The sequence below is a fragment of the Roseobacter sp. S87 genome, assembly GCF_055693285.1.
Genome location: NZ_JBVFTR010000004.1, coordinates 2,978,160 through 2,992,626, shown reverse-complemented (window position 1 = coordinate 2,992,626; position 14,467 = coordinate 2,978,160). Strand labels below are relative to the sequence as shown.

15 protein-coding genes are annotated in these 14,467 nt (G+C 59.2%); 7 read left to right on the top strand and 8 right to left on the bottom strand.

The window, feature by feature from the left end; genetic code table 11:
* Positions 1-8 precede the first annotated feature (8 nt).
* The 4 genes from ACZ1HA_RS15600 to ACZ1HA_RS15585 all read right to left on the bottom strand — a co-directional run bounded on the left by ACZ1HA_RS15600 (position 9) and on the right by ACZ1HA_RS15585 (position 4,618).
* Entirely contained in the window at positions 9-956 is a 948-nt protein-coding gene (locus ACZ1HA_RS15600) for a phytanoyl-CoA dioxygenase family protein (RefSeq protein WP_472714534.1), read from the bottom strand.
* Positions 957-971: 15 nt separating this feature from the next.
* A complete protein-coding gene (locus ACZ1HA_RS15595; protein WP_375229716.1) occupies positions 972-2,594 on the bottom strand; it encodes a TRAP transporter large permease in 1,623 nt (540 codons plus the stop codon).
* A complete protein-coding gene (locus ACZ1HA_RS15590) occupies positions 2,594-3,499 on the bottom strand; it encodes a TRAP transporter small permease subunit (RefSeq protein ID WP_472714533.1) in 906 nt (301 codons plus the stop codon). Before ACZ1HA_RS15590 ends, ACZ1HA_RS15595 begins: the two co-directional genes overlap by 1 nt.
* 96 nt (positions 3,500-3,595) lie before the next feature.
* Positions 3,596-4,618, bottom strand: a complete 1,023-nt coding sequence (locus ACZ1HA_RS15585) for a TRAP transporter substrate-binding protein (protein WP_375229718.1) — start codon at positions 4,616-4,618, stop codon at positions 3,596-3,598.
* 185 nt (positions 4,619-4,803) lie between these two features.
* On the opposite strand from ACZ1HA_RS15585, the gene ACZ1HA_RS15580 reads away from it, so the two are divergent.
* Positions 4,804-5,493 carry a GntR family transcriptional regulator gene (locus ACZ1HA_RS15580; RefSeq protein WP_436398513.1) on the top strand — a complete coding sequence of 230 codons (690 nt, stop codon included), beginning with the start codon at positions 4,804-4,806 and terminating at the stop codon, positions 5,491-5,493.
* On the opposite strand, the gene denD is transcribed toward ACZ1HA_RS15580, so the two are convergent.
* Both denD and ACZ1HA_RS15570 read right to left on the bottom strand, forming a co-directional pair.
* Entirely contained in the window at positions 5,457-6,440 is a 984-nt protein-coding gene (gene denD, locus ACZ1HA_RS15575; RefSeq protein ID WP_472714532.1) for a D-erythronate dehydrogenase, read from the bottom strand. The genes ACZ1HA_RS15580 and denD overlap by 37 nt on opposite strands.
* Positions 6,437-7,324: an NAD(P)-dependent oxidoreductase gene (locus tag ACZ1HA_RS15570; protein WP_375229721.1), complete on the bottom strand. Its 888-nt coding sequence runs from the start codon at positions 7,322-7,324 to the stop codon at positions 6,437-6,439. Before ACZ1HA_RS15570 ends, denD begins: the two co-directional genes overlap by 4 nt.
* Before the next feature lie 199 nt (positions 7,325-7,523).
* On the opposite strand from ACZ1HA_RS15570, the gene ACZ1HA_RS15565 reads away from it, so the two are divergent.
* From ACZ1HA_RS15565 to ACZ1HA_RS15540, 6 genes are read left to right on the top strand one after another with little or no spacing between them, the layout of a single operon-like run.
* Positions 7,524-8,285, top strand: a complete 762-nt coding sequence (locus tag ACZ1HA_RS15565; protein WP_472714531.1) for an SDR family oxidoreductase — start codon at positions 7,524-7,526, stop codon at positions 8,283-8,285.
* A complete protein-coding gene (locus ACZ1HA_RS15560; RefSeq protein WP_472714530.1) occupies positions 8,282-10,081 on the top strand; it encodes an IlvD/Edd family dehydratase in 1,800 nt (599 codons plus the stop codon). Before ACZ1HA_RS15565 ends, ACZ1HA_RS15560 begins: the two co-directional genes overlap by 4 nt.
* Entirely contained in the window at positions 10,068-10,319 is a 252-nt protein-coding gene (locus ACZ1HA_RS15555) for a DUF6552 family protein (RefSeq protein ID WP_472714529.1), read from the top strand. Before ACZ1HA_RS15560 ends, ACZ1HA_RS15555 begins: the two co-directional genes overlap by 14 nt.
* A 10-nt stretch (positions 10,320-10,329) precedes the next feature.
* On the top strand, positions 10,330-11,178 hold the full coding sequence (locus ACZ1HA_RS15550; RefSeq protein WP_472714528.1) for a fumarylacetoacetate hydrolase family protein: 849 nt from the start codon (positions 10,330-10,332) through the stop codon (positions 11,176-11,178).
* A gap of 2 nt (positions 11,179-11,180) precedes the next feature.
* Positions 11,181-12,131 carry a 2-hydroxyacid dehydrogenase gene (locus tag ACZ1HA_RS15545; protein ID WP_472714527.1) on the top strand — a complete coding sequence of 317 codons (951 nt, stop codon included), beginning with the start codon at positions 11,181-11,183 and terminating at the stop codon, positions 12,129-12,131.
* Positions 12,132-12,134: 3 nt separating this feature from the next.
* Positions 12,135-13,229 carry a mandelate racemase/muconate lactonizing enzyme family protein gene (locus tag ACZ1HA_RS15540; RefSeq protein ID WP_472714526.1) on the top strand — a complete coding sequence of 365 codons (1,095 nt, stop codon included), beginning with the start codon at positions 12,135-12,137 and terminating at the stop codon, positions 13,227-13,229.
* Between the two features lie 2 nt (positions 13,230-13,231).
* Here the strand turns inward: ACZ1HA_RS15540 and ACZ1HA_RS15535 are convergent, their stop codons facing one another.
* Both ACZ1HA_RS15535 and ACZ1HA_RS15530 read right to left on the bottom strand, forming a co-directional pair.
* On the bottom strand, positions 13,232-13,882 hold the full coding sequence (locus ACZ1HA_RS15535) for a ChrR family anti-sigma-E factor (protein ID WP_472714525.1): 651 nt from the start codon (positions 13,880-13,882) through the stop codon (positions 13,232-13,234).
* Positions 13,883-13,887: 5 nt separating this feature from the next.
* Positions 13,888-14,412 carry a sigma-70 family RNA polymerase sigma factor gene (locus ACZ1HA_RS15530; RefSeq protein WP_375230937.1) on the bottom strand — a complete coding sequence of 175 codons (525 nt, stop codon included), beginning with the start codon at positions 14,410-14,412 and terminating at the stop codon, positions 13,888-13,890.
* Positions 14,413-14,467 lie beyond the last annotated feature (55 nt).

Sequence of the window (14,467 nt, the reverse complement as noted above, 5' to 3'; positions counted from 1 at the left end):
GGTCTCCTTTACGCGCAGAAAGGCGCGTCGCTTTGCCAGCGGTGGATGGGTATATGTGCCTCAGTCGCAAGACGTGCACGGGCATCTTCCCACATTATCCGCCACTGACGCCAGTCTGTCAGCATGGTTTGGGGCGCGGCTGCGCTGCGCGCAACAAATTCCGGAAAATGTGCCCGGCCTGTCGGCTGACCTGTCACGTTGTAGCGTACATCAAAAGACCAGCGGAAACCGTCCGTTACATTCACCCGAGAGGCGTGCGGCGTCAGCGGATGAAAGAGAACGATCCCTCCGGCCCCTATGGGCAGCGGCACGGCCTGATCTTCCTCCAGGAAACCATCGGCGATGGCGGTCTGTGTCTTCGGGCAATGTGGCAGCATCTCCCTGTGGCGACCCGGCATGACCTGCAGGCATCCGTTGTCCGGTGTTGCATCCGTCATGGCGATCCAGACGGTGATCATATCTGTCTGATCCGCCTCTTCCAGACCGACACCGCGATCCTGATGCCAGTCGGTCGACGTGATATGGGCGCGCACCTCATTACCTTTCAGCGTCCGCGCCGGTGGCTTTATGCGCACATGCTGGATCGGGTTGGATGTGATCTCCGGCCCGATCAGCGATTCAACCACATCAAGGATCTCGTCACAGCGCAGCAGATCGAAAACCGCAGGCCCGAAATGAATTGGTGTGTCCGCGTGGATCGTGTCACCGGGCAGGCTGATGTCCATCGGCTGGAACCAGTCGCAACCAGCGTCATAAGCGATCTGCAGCTTTTGCCAGAACGTCAGTCCCTGAGGCGCGTTGCCCACCTTTCCCGCGTCGAACCATTCCTGATAGAGCCGGTCCAGCAGGAAGGCGTATTCTTCCTCAACGGCCAGCCGTGTGACTTCGGGCACAACATCGGGCAGAACCAGATAGCCGTCCTGCTCAAATCGGTCTTTCTGCCCGGCTGTCAGCATGGTCCGGTTCCTGTCTCAGAGCAGAATGGACACAATGGGTGGCCAGATCAGCAACACAGAAAGCGCGCAGAGCTGGATGCCGATAAAAGGCAGGAAGCCTTTGAAGATATCGGTCAGGCTGATGTGCGGCGGGGCTACGGATTTCAGGTAGAAAGCCGCGGGACCAAAGGGCGGGCTGAGGAAGCTGACCTGCATGTTCATACAGAACACAACACCAAACCAGATCGCCACGTGACGCGGGTTCAGTTCGCCGAAGACACCAATCTCTTCGATAGGCAGTCGCTGCACGATGGGCAGGAACACCGGGATGATCAGCAGAACGATCCCGACCCAGTCCATGAAGGCCCCCATAAAGAGCAGGATCAGCATCATCGCCAGGATAATGCCCATGGTCGGCAGGTCAGAGCCGACGATGAAGTCAGCGACATATGTCGGTCCGCCGGCGATGGTATAGGCACCTGCCAGTGCGGCCGCACCGATGGTCACCCAGATAATCGTACCTGTGGATTTCAGCGTGCGCATCAGGCTGTCCCAGACCAGATCGAAGGATCCTTCGCCGCGCAGAATGGCGATGATCAGAACGGCGAGGGCGCCCATGCCAGCGGCCTCGGTGATCCCGGTGATCCCGCCATAGATCGAACCCATGACAACGCCGATCACAACGATCGGGGGAACGAGGCCTTTGCCCATGGACCAGCCGGTCGCGGTTGCCTGCCGGCCGAGGACGCCGAACATCAGAATGAAAGACGCAACAACCGCACCGCCGAACCACGGCAGGTAATCCGCTGTGCCATAGGCGAATGCAGCACCTGTATTGGCGGCATTCTGACCGGACAGCTCAAAGAACAGCGCGCGCAGGAACAGAACGGTCGAGAAACCGGCAACCAGCACCGACAGGAAGGCTGCGAAGAGTTTGAACTTCTCAAAGCCGCGCGGCTCTCCCTCTACCGGATCGGGCAGGGGGGCGTGATCAGGGCGCAGCTGGGTGCGGATGATGATGTAGATGATGATAAAGCTCGCCAGCATAAAGCCGGGCAGGAAAGATGCAGTAAACAGAGCTTTGATCGAGGTTTCGGTGATCAGGCCGTAGATAATCAGAACGATCGACGGGGGGATCATGGTGCCCAGCGAGCCGGACGCACAGATTGTCCCGATGGCGAGGTTCTGGTTGTAGCCCAGACGCAGCATCTGCGGCAGAGCGATCAGACCCAGCAGGACGACTTCGCCGCCGATAATACCTGACATCGCCGCCATGATTACGGCCATGATCGATGTCACGATGGCGATACCGCCACGGGTACGGTTCAGCCAGACGTTCAGTGAGGAATACATGTCCTTGGCGATACCGGAGCGTTCCAGCAGGGCCGCCATGAAGATAAACAGCGGAATGGATATGAGGACATAGTCCGTTAAGAGCCCGTATATCTTTTGCGCCAGGATATTCAGCGGCCCTGACCCGGGCCTGCCCGTCAGAATACCATCCCCGAAGGAAAGCGGGTTGAGCAGCAGAGCGGGCTCAAATTTCATCACCAGAACCAGCACGGCGAGGATCGCCGAGGCAAAGCCCAGCGGCATCCCGATGGCCAGCAGCAGAACAAGGCCCAGCATCAGGACCAGTGAGATCGTTCCGATATCCATCAGTTTTTCCCCGGAGTCGTCTGTTGAACAGAGCCGCGTGTGACGTCCAGATCGCCGGTGCCATCGCTGCCAACGGCAGCCTTCAGGCGTTCCAGCTCATCCTGATCGATATCGTCAGCGGCAGAGTGAATAACCGGTTCTGCATTCCAGTCAGAAAAGAGGTTCACGACAGCCTGAAAAGCCACAAGGACGATCACCAGCAGCACCATAGGCTTGAGTGTCGCGGGAATGGGCGGATCAAAGGCCGTCCCGAAGGTTTCCCAGCGATAAAACTTGTCAAAGGCTTCGCCATACCCGCCGTACACGAGGAAAAAGGCGAAGGTCACGATGAGCGTCGTCGATATACAGTCGCAGACCCGCTGGAGTGTTCTGGGCAGCATGTCATAGAGCAGGAAGATGCGGATGTGGCTGCGCTGTTGCATGGCATAAAGCCCTGCGCAGAGGAAAACGAAGCCTGCAAGCCAGAGCGACATTTCATTGGCCCACAGTGTGGGCGCTTCGAACACATAGCGCAGGATGACTTCATAGATCATCACGCAGCACAGCAGAACGATCAGCATCATCGTCAGGCGGCCGATGAAGACAGCGAGCCGGTCAAGCGGCTTCCAGCTTTCAAATTCCATCGGTGCACGCTGAACTGTCCGGACACCGATAATGCCAAAGACTGGCAGCATCAGCAGAGCAATCCAGTCCACCGCGTCCGCGTAGCCGCCAAACAGGCCACCGAGGCCGGGGGTTACATCGACACGGGCGAAAAGCGCGGACAGTTTGTCGTATTGTGAGGCGTCTTCGGGTGGCGCCCAGGACAGCGTGAATGCGGGCAGGTGCCAGGTCAGCCATCCCGCACAGAGGATGAATGCCAGCGGTACAACCCACTCGATAAGGCTTCCGGATTTGTCCTGCATGATGTCCCCCTCGCACTGGCCGGTTTTTTGAATTGTCCTGGCCCAGGGACAAAAAAGACCCCGCCCTGGTCAGGCGGGGTCCGGTTTCAGGTCAGCTTATTGCTTGAGGCCCAGCTGATCGAGATAGGCGAGGTGCGATTCCACCAGAGCTTTCGCTTCGGGTGTGTCCGCGAACTCCGGCCAGGTGGCCTGAGCCGCCGCACGGAATTTCGCCAGTTCTTCAGGTGCCCACTGGGACAGTGTCACGCCCTGCTCGCGCAGCTGTGCCGCCGCTTCGGCGTTCTTTTTCTCGAACGTCAGAGCGGTGCGCAGCGCCAGCGCTTCCATGGCAACCTTCATGATCTTCTGGTGGTGCGCAGGCATCTCGTCAAACACGGCCTTGTTGCAAGCCAGGTGATCCGACGGCATTGAGTGGAAGCCGGGGAAGTTTGCGTATTTCACGATGTCATACAGACCCAGGCCCACGTTGTTGGCGAGGCCCGATGCGTCTGCACCGTCGATGATGCCTGTTTCAAGAGCGGTAAAGATCTCGGTGAAGTCCATCACGATGGGCGAGGCACCCAGCTTTTCAAAGATCTTTGTTTCCATGCCGGGGGGCGAACGGAATTTCCAGTCTTTGAAGTCTTCGACCTTGGCGATCGGCTTGGAAGAGGCAAAGCTCTCCTGGCCGTAGACCCACCAGCCGATCAGCTCCATGCCGTACTTGTTGTAAAGCGGTGCTGCGGCTTCCTTGCCGCCACCAAAATACAGCCAGCTCAGCTGCTGGTACGGCGTGTCGTAGCCGCCCATGATGTCGCCGACGAACTGGAACGCAGAGTTTTTGCCGGTCTGGTAGCCGCCACCGGTCATGTCGCAGTCGAGAATGCCTGTGGATGCCGCATCAAACGTTTCCACCGATTTCACAACGGAGGAGGAGTAGAACATTTCTACTTCGATCTCGCCGTTGGACATGGACTGGATATCGTCGATGTACTGAGCCGCAAGTTTGCCGGAAACGGTCTCAGGCGCATAGTGCGTCTGAATCCGCAGTTTGGTTGTATCGGCCGACGCGGTGAACGCTGTCGAAGCAGCAAGTGCTGCTGCGACGGCAACCGTGGCCGCCTTCTTCATGATTGTCATGTTGTCCTCCCAGACGTTGAGCGCACTTGGTTAGAAGGCCTGTGGCCCTTTTTGATTACGCTGAAGAAACGTTAGGCCGAGCGCGGCGCATCGCGCAAGAAATAATTTTATTTTGGGTGAATTTTGATATTTTGTTTGAATTTCGCGTTTTTGATCGTACACCGAAAGGCCAAGGGAGGAGCTTGATGAGTACGCAGGACGCGGACATTTTTGACGATATGCGTCACCGCCTGATCACAGGCGAGTTCGGTTACGGTACCAAACTGCGTGCCGAAAAGCTACGTTCGGATTACAATTGTTCGGCCAGTACAGTGCGCGAAGTCCTCTTCCGTCTGTCTACAGTCGGCCTGGTGGATTTTCAGGAACAGCGCGGATTTCGCTCGCCATATCAGTCGCGTGAACGGCAGCATGACCTTACGCATATGCGGATCATGCTGGAATCCGAGGGGGCCTGCCTGTCAATCCGTCTTGGCGGTGTCGAGTGGGAATCGCGTCTTTCCGCTGCGCATCACAAGCTGTCGCATATCGAAATGCGGGTCCGGTCGTCGGGGGATGTGTCGCCGTTGCTCAACCTCTGGAGCCGGGCGGAACAGGAATTCCACGAGACGCTGATCGAGGCCTGCGGATCTGCGTTGCTGATTCGGACGCATCTGGTGATCTACGAACAGTTCCGCCAGCAGCTGGTCTCGGCCGAGACCAACTACGGCTACTTCGCGGAGAACATTCCGGAGCATCAAGCGATTCTTGATGCCGCGCTGGACCGGAACGAAGAACTGGTGCGCAAACGCATCCACGATCATCTGGCGCGCAATCTGACCCACCCGCTACCCGGCAGGCATCAGGCGGTTGCGTTCGGCAAATCCTCTTTGATGTAAACATCGACGATCTCGTCGAAGCTGCTCTCTGCGCGGAAGCCCAGTGAAATCGCGCGCTGCGGATCGAAGTCACGCGGCCAGCCCTGAACAATTTTCATGATCGCCTCGTCAGGTGCATGCCGGATCAGGTCAACGGCCTTCTGGCCCGCTGCTCGGCGCAGCGCTTCAATCTGCTCGGCCACGGTGCAGCTGACACCGGGCAGGCTCAGCGCGCGGCGGCCTTCCAGCCTGTCAGTATCCAGACTGGCCGCATGTATCAGAAAACCAGCCGCTGACCGGGGTGACGCGTGCCAGTGGCGCACGGTGTCGGGCACGGGCAGCAACGCTTCCACACCGTTCAGTGGTTCGCGGATAATGCCCGAAAAGAAAGAGGATGCCGCCAGATTGGCCTTGCCGGGCCGGACACAGATGGTCGGCAGTCGCAGCGACATACCGTCGATGAAGCCCTTGCGGCTGAAATCTGTGACCATCAGTTCACAGATGGCCTTCTGTGCCCCGTAGCTTGTCTGCGGCGCAGAGAGGAATTCATCGTCGATTTTGTCGGGATACGGCGCGCCAAAAACAGCGATGGACGACGTAAACACCATTCGCGGCACATAGCTGCCACCGCTTTTGTCGTGTTCCTGCCGCAGCGCCTCCAGCAGATGCCACATGGACATCATGTTGATCGCCCAGCCCTTTTCGAAATTGGTCTCCGACTCGCCGGAGACAATCGCCGCAAGGTGAAAGATCACGTCGGGTTTCATCGCAGCCAGACGCACGGCGGTTTCCGGGTCTTTCAGGTCGCCTGTCATCTGTGCCGGGCCGCCAACACCAGCAGGTGGGAAAGCCACGTCAAACAGTGTGATCTCCGGAGCCGCATCGCCGCCAAGGCCTTCATTCACCAGGCGTGCCGCCAGTTTCTGGCCGACCATGCCGCCGCCGCCAAGGATCAGAATCTTTGTCATACCGGCAATCCGTTTCTTGCTCTGAGTTCAAGGTAGAGACCGGAATGGTCCCTTTCGCCGCCGTCCATCGCATCAATAAAATGCTGAAACCTGTCGCGCACGCTCTCTGTCGCGGGCAGCGAAAGGCCCAGCGAGGCGGCTTCGTCCAGTGTGTTATTCAGGTCCTTGACCTGGAACTTGGTGAGCCCGCCCGGTTCAAAATTCCGCTCCGACATCCGCTCACCATGCTGCTGCAGGATAACGCTGTCCGCAAATCCGCCTTTCAGGGCCGCGCGCAACGCCGCCGGGTCCGCGCCCCCCTGTTCGGCCAGCAGAATAGCCTCCGCGACAGCGGAAATCGTGACGGCCACGATTGTCTGATTGGCCAGCTTGGATAACTGACCGGCACCCGAAGGCCCCACATGCACAGGACGACCCATCGCCGCGAAAACGGGTTCGGCCTTTGCGAAGGTCTCAGCGTCGCCGCCAACCATGATCGCAAGGCTCGCGGCTTCGGCGCCCTTTGTGCCGCCCGAAACGGGAGCATCCAGATGACCAAATCCCAAGGGTTTCAGAACACCGGCCTGCTCGCGGGCGTGCTCGGGTTTGGCCGACGACATATCGATCCAGACTGCTCCGGGCGACAGTGCTGCCTGGATCTCCGGGTCATTGATCAGTGCGCCGGACGCAAAACCGTCCGACAACATGGTGATGATGAATTCCGCGTCGCGGACAGCCTCAACCGGGCTCGACGCCACGGTTGCACCCTCGGCAGCGAGCGGCTCTGCACGCGCAATGCTGCGGTTCCATACGGTCAGCGCGTGACCGGCGCGCAGCAGGTTCTGTGACATCGGAAAGCCCATCAGGCCTGTGCCGATGAGTGTCACCTTGCGGGATTGTGTCATGGGTGCGGTTATCCTCTTATCGCTTCAGACAAGGCTGTAGCCAAAGTTAATACTGTGTCATACGCTAACGGAAACCAGCCGATGAACCAGCCCGGTTGACGGCTTTTTTGACGACAACAGCAAAGAGAATGCAGGTCAGTCCACTGTCCGTGCCGGAGGGCACGGCGCACCAGAGGAATGATCCTGCCGGGGGAAAGCATTGACTTCTCAGAGACTTAAGGGAAAGCGCGCGCTTATTACAGCCGCGGGTCAGGGGATCGGACGTGCCACCGCACTGTCCATGGCAGCCGAAGGCGCGCAGGTCTTTGCAACCGATGTAAACATGGAAGCGCTATCTACGATTCGCGATGCGAATCACGAAAATCTGGAAATTTTCGAACTTGATGCGCGCAGCGATGACAGCGTGAAAGCGGGTGTTGAGCGCGCCGAACCGGACATTCTTTTCAACTGCGCAGGCTTCGTACATCACGGGTCAGTTCTGGAAGCAGATGACGCCGAATGGGACTTTGCATTCGATCTGAATGTACGCTCCATGCTGCGCACCATCCGGGCGGCGCTGCCTGGCATGCTGGAACGTGGGACCGGTTCCATCATCAATATGTCGTCCGCCTGTTCGAGCGTAATTGGTGCGCCGAACCGTTTCATCTATGGCACGACCAAAGCTGCCGTGATCGGACTGACCAAGTCCGTCGCCGTGGACTTTGTGGACAAGGGTATCCGCTGTAACTGCATCTGCCCGGGCACTGTCGAAAGCCCCAGCTGGCATGAACGCGTCGAAGCGCTGGGCGAGCAGCTTGGCAGCAAAGAAGAAGCCCTGAAGCAGTTTGTGTCCCGCCAGCCCATGGGCCGCGTGGCCACAGCCGAGGAAATTGCGGCGCTGATTGTCTATCTGGCGAGCGATGAAAGCGCCTTTACCACCGGGCACCCCCATATCATTGACGGAGGATGGTCAGGCCAATGACCAGAAAAATCGGAATCGAAGATCTGCGGTCGCGCAAATGGTTCATGAATCCGGACAACCCGGAAATGACAGCGCTCTATCTGGAACGGTACCTGAACTACGGACTGACGCGCGAAGAGCTGCAGTCGGGCAAACCGATCATCGGCATCGCCCAGACGGGCAGCGATCTGAGCCCGTGTAACCGCCACCACCTCGAACTGACCAAACGCGTGCGGGATGGCATCATCGCGGCAGGCGGGACCTGCATCGAAGTGCCGGTTCACCCGATCCAGGAAACGGGCAAGCGACCGACAGCAATGCTCGACCGCAACCTTGCCTACCTGAGCCTTGTGGAAACGCTGTTTGGCTATCCGCTGGATGGCGTTGTGCTGAACATCGGCTGTGACAAAACCACGCCCGCGCTTCTGATGGCGGCGGCAACCGTCAACATCCCGGCAGTAGCCCTGTCTGTGGGGCCCATGCTGAACGGCTGGTTCCGCGGGCAGCGTACCGGCTCGGGCACCATCGTGTGGAAAGCACGCGAGATGCATGCGGCGGGCGAAATTGACGACGAAGGGTTCATGGAACTCGTGGCCTCATCGGCCCCGTCGGTGGGCTACTGCAATACGATGGGCACTGCGACTACCATGAATTCGCTGGCCGAAGCACTGGGTATGCAGCTGCCCGGCTCGGCGGCAATTCCGGCTCCTTACCGCGAGCGGGGACAGATCAGCTATGAAACCGGCCGGCGGATCGTCGATATGGTGTGGGAGGACCTGCGCCCTTCGGACATCATGACCCGGGAGGCTTTTGAGAACACCATTGTGATCAACTCGGCGATCGGGGGGTCAACCAACGCCCCGATCCACCTCAACGGCATCGCGCGGCACCTTGGTGTGCCTCTGGACAACAACGACTGGCAGAATGTCGGCCATGATGTCCCGCTGCTGGTAAACCTGCAGCCCGCGGGAGAATATCTGGGCGAGGATTACCAGCGCGCGGGCGGTGTACCGGCGGTTGTGGGCGAACTCATCGCAGCAGGACTGCTGCCGCATCCGGATGTGATCACGTCAAACGGCCGGACCATGGCCGAAAACTGCGCGCACCTGCGCAGTGAAGATCCGGATGTGATCAAACCTGTCTCGGAGCCTCTCAAACCACAGGCCGGTTTCATCAACCTGACGGGCAATCTCTTTGACAGCGCGATCATGAAAACCAGCGTGATCAGCGACAGCTTCCGGGCGAAATATCTGTCCAACCCGGATGATCTGAACGCCTTTGAGGGACGCGCGGTTGTGTTTGACGGCCCCGAAGACTTTCACCACAGGATCGACGATCCGGCGGAGAACATAGACGAGGATTGCGTATTGTTCATGCGCGGTGCGGGGCCGAAAGGCTATCCCGGCGGGGCAGAGGTGGTGAACATGCGTCCGCCGTCGTACCTGCTGAAACAGGGGGTCGAGGCGCTGCCCTGCGTCGGTGACGGCCGTCAGTCCGGCACATCAGGCAGCCCGTCCATCCTGAACGCGTCGCCCGAGGCGGCCGATGGCGGTGGTCTGGCTCTGCTGCAAAACGGCGACCGGGTGCGGATTGATCTGAACAAATGCACCGCTGACATGCTCGTGCCGCTGGATGAACTGGCAGAACGAGCGCGCGCTTTTGAGGCGGCGGGCGGATATGATGCTCCGGAAAGCCAGTCGCCCTGGCAGCAGTATTTCCGCGAAAAAGTCGGCCGTTTTGACGAGGGTATGATCCTGAAGGACGCGGACAAATACCAGGACATCTCGCGCAAAGGGTTGCCGCGTGACAACCACTGAAACACCGGGAGCCGGCGGCTGGAAACCAGTCGACGTCGTCAAATGGATTGCGACTGTGGTCCAGCTTGTCGGCTACGCGCTGACCGGGCTGGGTATGACACCCTGGAACATCTGGGCCTTTTTTGCCGGGATTATCCTCTGGTTCGCCGTGGGCGCCATGTGGAAGGACAGGGCCATTATGGTCGTCCACGTGGGCGCCTTTTTATCATTGTTGATCGGCTATCTGAACGCCGCATAGGGAGACTATCATGAAACTTGTACGTTACGGCGCGCCCGGCGCTGAAAAACCCGGAATGCTGGACGCAGACGGCGCACTGCGGGATCTGTCGGCGCATGTGGGCGATATCAACGGCGACGTGCTGTCAGACGCTGGCCTGGACAAACTGCGCGCGATTGACGCCGCGAGCCTGCCGGTTGTTGACGGGTCGCCACGGATGGGCCCCTGCGTGGGTGATATCGGCAAGTTCATGTGCATCGGTCTGAACTACCGCGACCATGCCGAAGAGCAGGGCCTGCCGATCCCGGAGCATCCCATCCTGTTCATGAAAGCAAACTCCGCGATCGTCGGTCCCGATGATGATGTTGTCCTGCCCCGGGGGTCAAAGCGGTCCGACTGGGAAATCGAGCTGGGTGTTGTGATCGGCAAAGCTGCGAAATATGTCAGCAAAGAAGATGCGCTGGATTATGTCGCGGGCTACTGTGTCTGCAACGATGTCAGCGAGCGGCATTTCCAGACGCAGCTGACCGGCACCTGGACCAAGGGCAAATCCTGCGACACGTTCGGCCCCACCGGGCCTTGGATGGTGACAAAGGACGAAGTGCCGGATCCCCAGGCGCTGGATATGTCCCTGAAACTGAATGGCAATGTCATGCAGACGGGCAATACCTCGACCATGATTTTCACCGTGGCCGAGATCATTGAACACCTGAGCCACCTGTTCACCCTGCATCCGGGCGACGTGATCAGCACGGGTACCCCGCCGGGCGTGGGCGACGGCATGAAGCCAGACCCGCTTTACCTGAAAGGCGGGGATGTGATGGAGCTTGAGATCAGCGGTCTCGGCAAACAGTGTCAGAACGTTAAAGAGGACGAATAAACATGGCTGATCTTTTCATGATCGGAAGCGCCACACCGGTAATGCTGGAACGCCTTGGGGCGAAATTCACCATCCACAGGGCGTCTGAAATGGATGACCCGCAGGCCTGGCTGAATGAGAACGGTGCGTCCGTTGGTTATGTCGCCACAAACGGCCATGACGGTGTGAAACCCGAATACATGGCTGCGATGCCCAACCTCAAAGCGATCAGCTGTTATGGTGTGGGTTATGACGCCATCGACACAAACGCAGCCCGCGAAAAAGGTGTGGTGGTTACCCATACGCCAAACGTTCTGAACGCCGAGGTGGCCACTACAGCAGTGATGCTGATGATGGCCTGTTACCGCGAATTGCTGCGCGATGACGCCTGGGTACGCTCCGGCAACTGGGAAGCAAAAGGCAATGCGCCGCTGACCCGCTCTGTAGACAATCAGACCGTCGGTATCTTGGGACTTGGCCGGATCGGTCAGGCCATCGCGGACAAACTGGCGCCGTTCGGGACCACGGTGGTCTATCACTCCCGCAGCGCCAAGGACGTGCCGTATAAGTATTACGGTGATCTGACAGAGATGGCGCGCGATGTGGACTGCCTGATCTGCATTACGCCGGGCGGTCCGTCCACAAACCGCATCGTGAACCGCGATGTGATCGAAGCGCTGGGACCACAGGGCACGCTGATCAACGTCTCGCGCGGGTCGGTTATCGACGAGCCCGAAATGATCTCTGCGCTGCAGGACGGCCGTCTGGGCTGGGCAGGTCTCGACGTTTTCGAAGCGGAACCAAAGGTCCCAGAAGCGCTGCGGGGCCTGGCGAATGTTGTCCTGCTGCCGCACGTTGGCAGTGCGACGCATGAGACGCGGGATGCGATGGGCGCGCTGACAGTGGACAACCTGCTGCAGCACCTCGAAGACGGCACGGTCATCAGCCCGGTGCCGGAATGCGCGGACATGTGACCGGTGTCAGAGATTGCATCGGTTGAAGCCCGTCTTTTTAACGTGCCGCTGGATGAGGTGCTGGTCGACGCCAAACATGGCTCGCACAGTCACTTTCATCTGATCACGGCGACCGTCACGCTGAAAGACGGTCGCCAGGGCACTGGCTACACTTATAACGGCGGGCGTGGCGGTCATGCGACCGCTGCCATGATCACCCATGATCTGGCGCCGTTTCTGGTGGGGCAGGATGCGGAGGACGTAGAGGCCCTCTATGATGCGATGCAGTGGCATATGCATTACGTCGGGCGCGGTGGCATTCTGAGCTTTGCAATCTCTGCGGTGGATATCGCGCTCTGGGACCTGCGTGGCAAAGCCTCGGGTAAGGCGCTGTGGCAGATGGCCGGTGGCGCTGGCAGAACCTGTGATGCCTACGGTGGCGGTATTGATCTGGCCTTTCCGCTGCCCAAACTGCTCAGCCATGTGCAGGGGTATCTGGATGCGGGCCTTGGTGGGGTAAAGATCAAGATCGGCCAGCCGGATCTGCAGGAAGACATCGACAGAATCCGCGCGGTCCGTGCTCATATCGGGCCTGAACCGGCGTTTATGATCGATGCCAATTATTCATTAACGGTGGACGAGGCCATCACTCTCGCCAACGCCGTATCTGATCAGAATATTCTGTGGTTTGAAGAGCCGATCATTCCGGACGACTATCCGGGGTATGCCGCGATCACGCGCACGACCGGGATGGCCGTGGCCCAGGGCGAGAACCTGCACACCATCCATGAGTTCGAAATGGCGCTGGCGCTGTCTGAACTGGGGTTCATACAGCCGGATGCCTCGAACTGCGGTGGCGTCACAGGCTGGCTTCAGGTCGCGGAGCTGTCACTGACGGCAGGTGTGACCGTGTGCAGCCACGGCATGCAGGAACTGCATGTAGGTCTTGTCTCCGCACGGGAAAACGCCGGCTGGATTGAGGTGCACAGCTTTCCGATAGACCGCTATACGACGCGGCCGCTGGTCGTGGAAAACGGGCGCGCCGTGGCGTCGGATGAACCGGGTACAGGCGTAACCTTTGACTGGCCACGCCTCGAACCTTTTGAAATCAATCTGTAAACTCAGATGCGCAGGAAACGCTGCGCTATTTTCGGGATAAAGCTGTCAAACCGCAGCGGTGCATCTGTCACGGCAAGGCAGATGCAATCCTCATGGATATCCGCTACCGGCGTGTGATGCAGGTCGCTGTCGGCAATCTCGACGTCGCCCCGGGCAAAATAACCGTCATCGTCCTGAAACGCGCCCTGCAGCACCATTGTCATTTCAGTGCCCTGATGCCCGTGATCCGGCATCGCCGCACCGGCAGGGATGAAAAGCAGACGAGCGGTGGCTTCGCGCGAGGTGGGCAGGATCGCCTGTTTCACGCCCATGCCCACGGGCTTCCACTTTATTGCGTCAAGGTCACCGCCCACATAGTCCTGCAAGGGCTGTGGCAGCACAGCGTTCGCAGTTTTCGGCGCACGGATCTGCTCGACAGGGCCACCGTCGATCAGCGCCAGTGTCGCGGCAAGACTGTCATCCGACAGGTCCGGTGCTGCGGACTGGTCCAGGATTTCGCCGCCCAGTGCATCGAAGCTTTCCGAGGCGGCGCGGCACACGTCGCACATGGACAGGTGCGATGCGACAATCAGGTTGAACGCTTCCGGCAGCGTTCCGACAGCATATGCCATAAGGATGGCATCGTTCAGGTGATGGTTGATACTGTTACTCATTGCTTTCACTTCATTACATGGCGCAGGCGTTCCAGCGCCAACCGTATTCTCGATTTGATCGTGCCAAGCGGCAGACCGGTTTCAGCGGCGATTTCGCTGTGGGTCAGATCCCCGAAATACGCCTTTTCTATCAGTTCCCGTTGGGCCTCGGGCAGTTCCGCCAGGGCGGCGCCGAGTATTTGGCTTTCCTGCTGCAGGTTCAGGACGTCTTCCTGATCCGGCTCTGCCTCGGGACCCCATGCAAGGTCCTCCGGCTCGGGTCTGCGCTGGCGGCGCAGAATGTCTATCTTTCTGTTCCGCGCGATCGTGAAAATCCACGTCGCCACGGATGCCCGTGCGGGGTCAAACTGATGCGACTTGTGCCAGAGAGCGGCCATCACATCCTGTGTGCATTCCTCCGCCAGCGACGGATCCGCGCCGGAGCGCATCAGGAAGCCTTTTACCCGCGGTGCGAAATGGTCAAAAAGCTCGGCAAAAGCCTGACGGTCCTTGTTGTCCCGGATCCGGACCATATGAGAGACCCAGACCATCCGGGCCGGATTGTCACCCGCCGTCACTTTCGACCGTCCTGAACCGTTACTTTTC

Coding starts and splice junctions, on each gene's coding strand:
- ACZ1HA_RS15600 (WP_472714534.1), bottom strand. CDS start 956: ATGCTGACAGCCGGGCAGAAAGACCGATTTGAGCAGGACGGCTATCTG.
- ACZ1HA_RS15570 (WP_375229721.1), bottom strand. CDS start 7,324: ATGACACAATCCCGCAAGGTGACACTCATCGGCACAGGCCTGATGGGC.
- ACZ1HA_RS15550 (WP_472714528.1), top strand. CDS start 10,330: ATGAAACTTGTACGTTACGGCGCGCCCGGCGCTGAAAAACCCGGAATG.
- ACZ1HA_RS15585 (WP_375229718.1), bottom strand. CDS start 4,618: ATGACAATCATGAAGAAGGCGGCCACGGTTGCCGTCGCAGCAGCACTT.
- ACZ1HA_RS15545 (WP_472714527.1), top strand. CDS start 11,181: ATGGCTGATCTTTTCATGATCGGAAGCGCCACACCGGTAATGCTGGAA.
- denD (WP_472714532.1), bottom strand. CDS start 6,440: ATGACAAAGATTCTGATCCTTGGCGGCGGCGGCATGGTCGGCCAGAAA.
- ACZ1HA_RS15530 (WP_375230937.1), bottom strand. CDS start 14,412: ATGGTCTGGGTCTCTCATATGGTCCGGATCCGGGACAACAAGGACCGT.
- ACZ1HA_RS15560 (WP_472714530.1), top strand. CDS start 8,282: ATGACCAGAAAAATCGGAATCGAAGATCTGCGGTCGCGCAAATGGTTC.
- ACZ1HA_RS15580 (WP_436398513.1), top strand. CDS start 4,804: ATGAGTACGCAGGACGCGGACATTTTTGACGATATGCGTCACCGCCTG.
- ACZ1HA_RS15590 (WP_472714533.1), bottom strand. CDS start 3,499: ATGCAGGACAAATCCGGAAGCCTTATCGAGTGGGTTGTACCGCTGGCA.
- ACZ1HA_RS15535 (WP_472714525.1), bottom strand. CDS start 13,882: ATGAGTAACAGTATCAACCATCACCTGAACGATGCCATCCTTATGGCA.
- ACZ1HA_RS15595 (WP_375229716.1), bottom strand. CDS start 2,594: ATGGATATCGGAACGATCTCACTGGTCCTGATGCTGGGCCTTGTTCTG.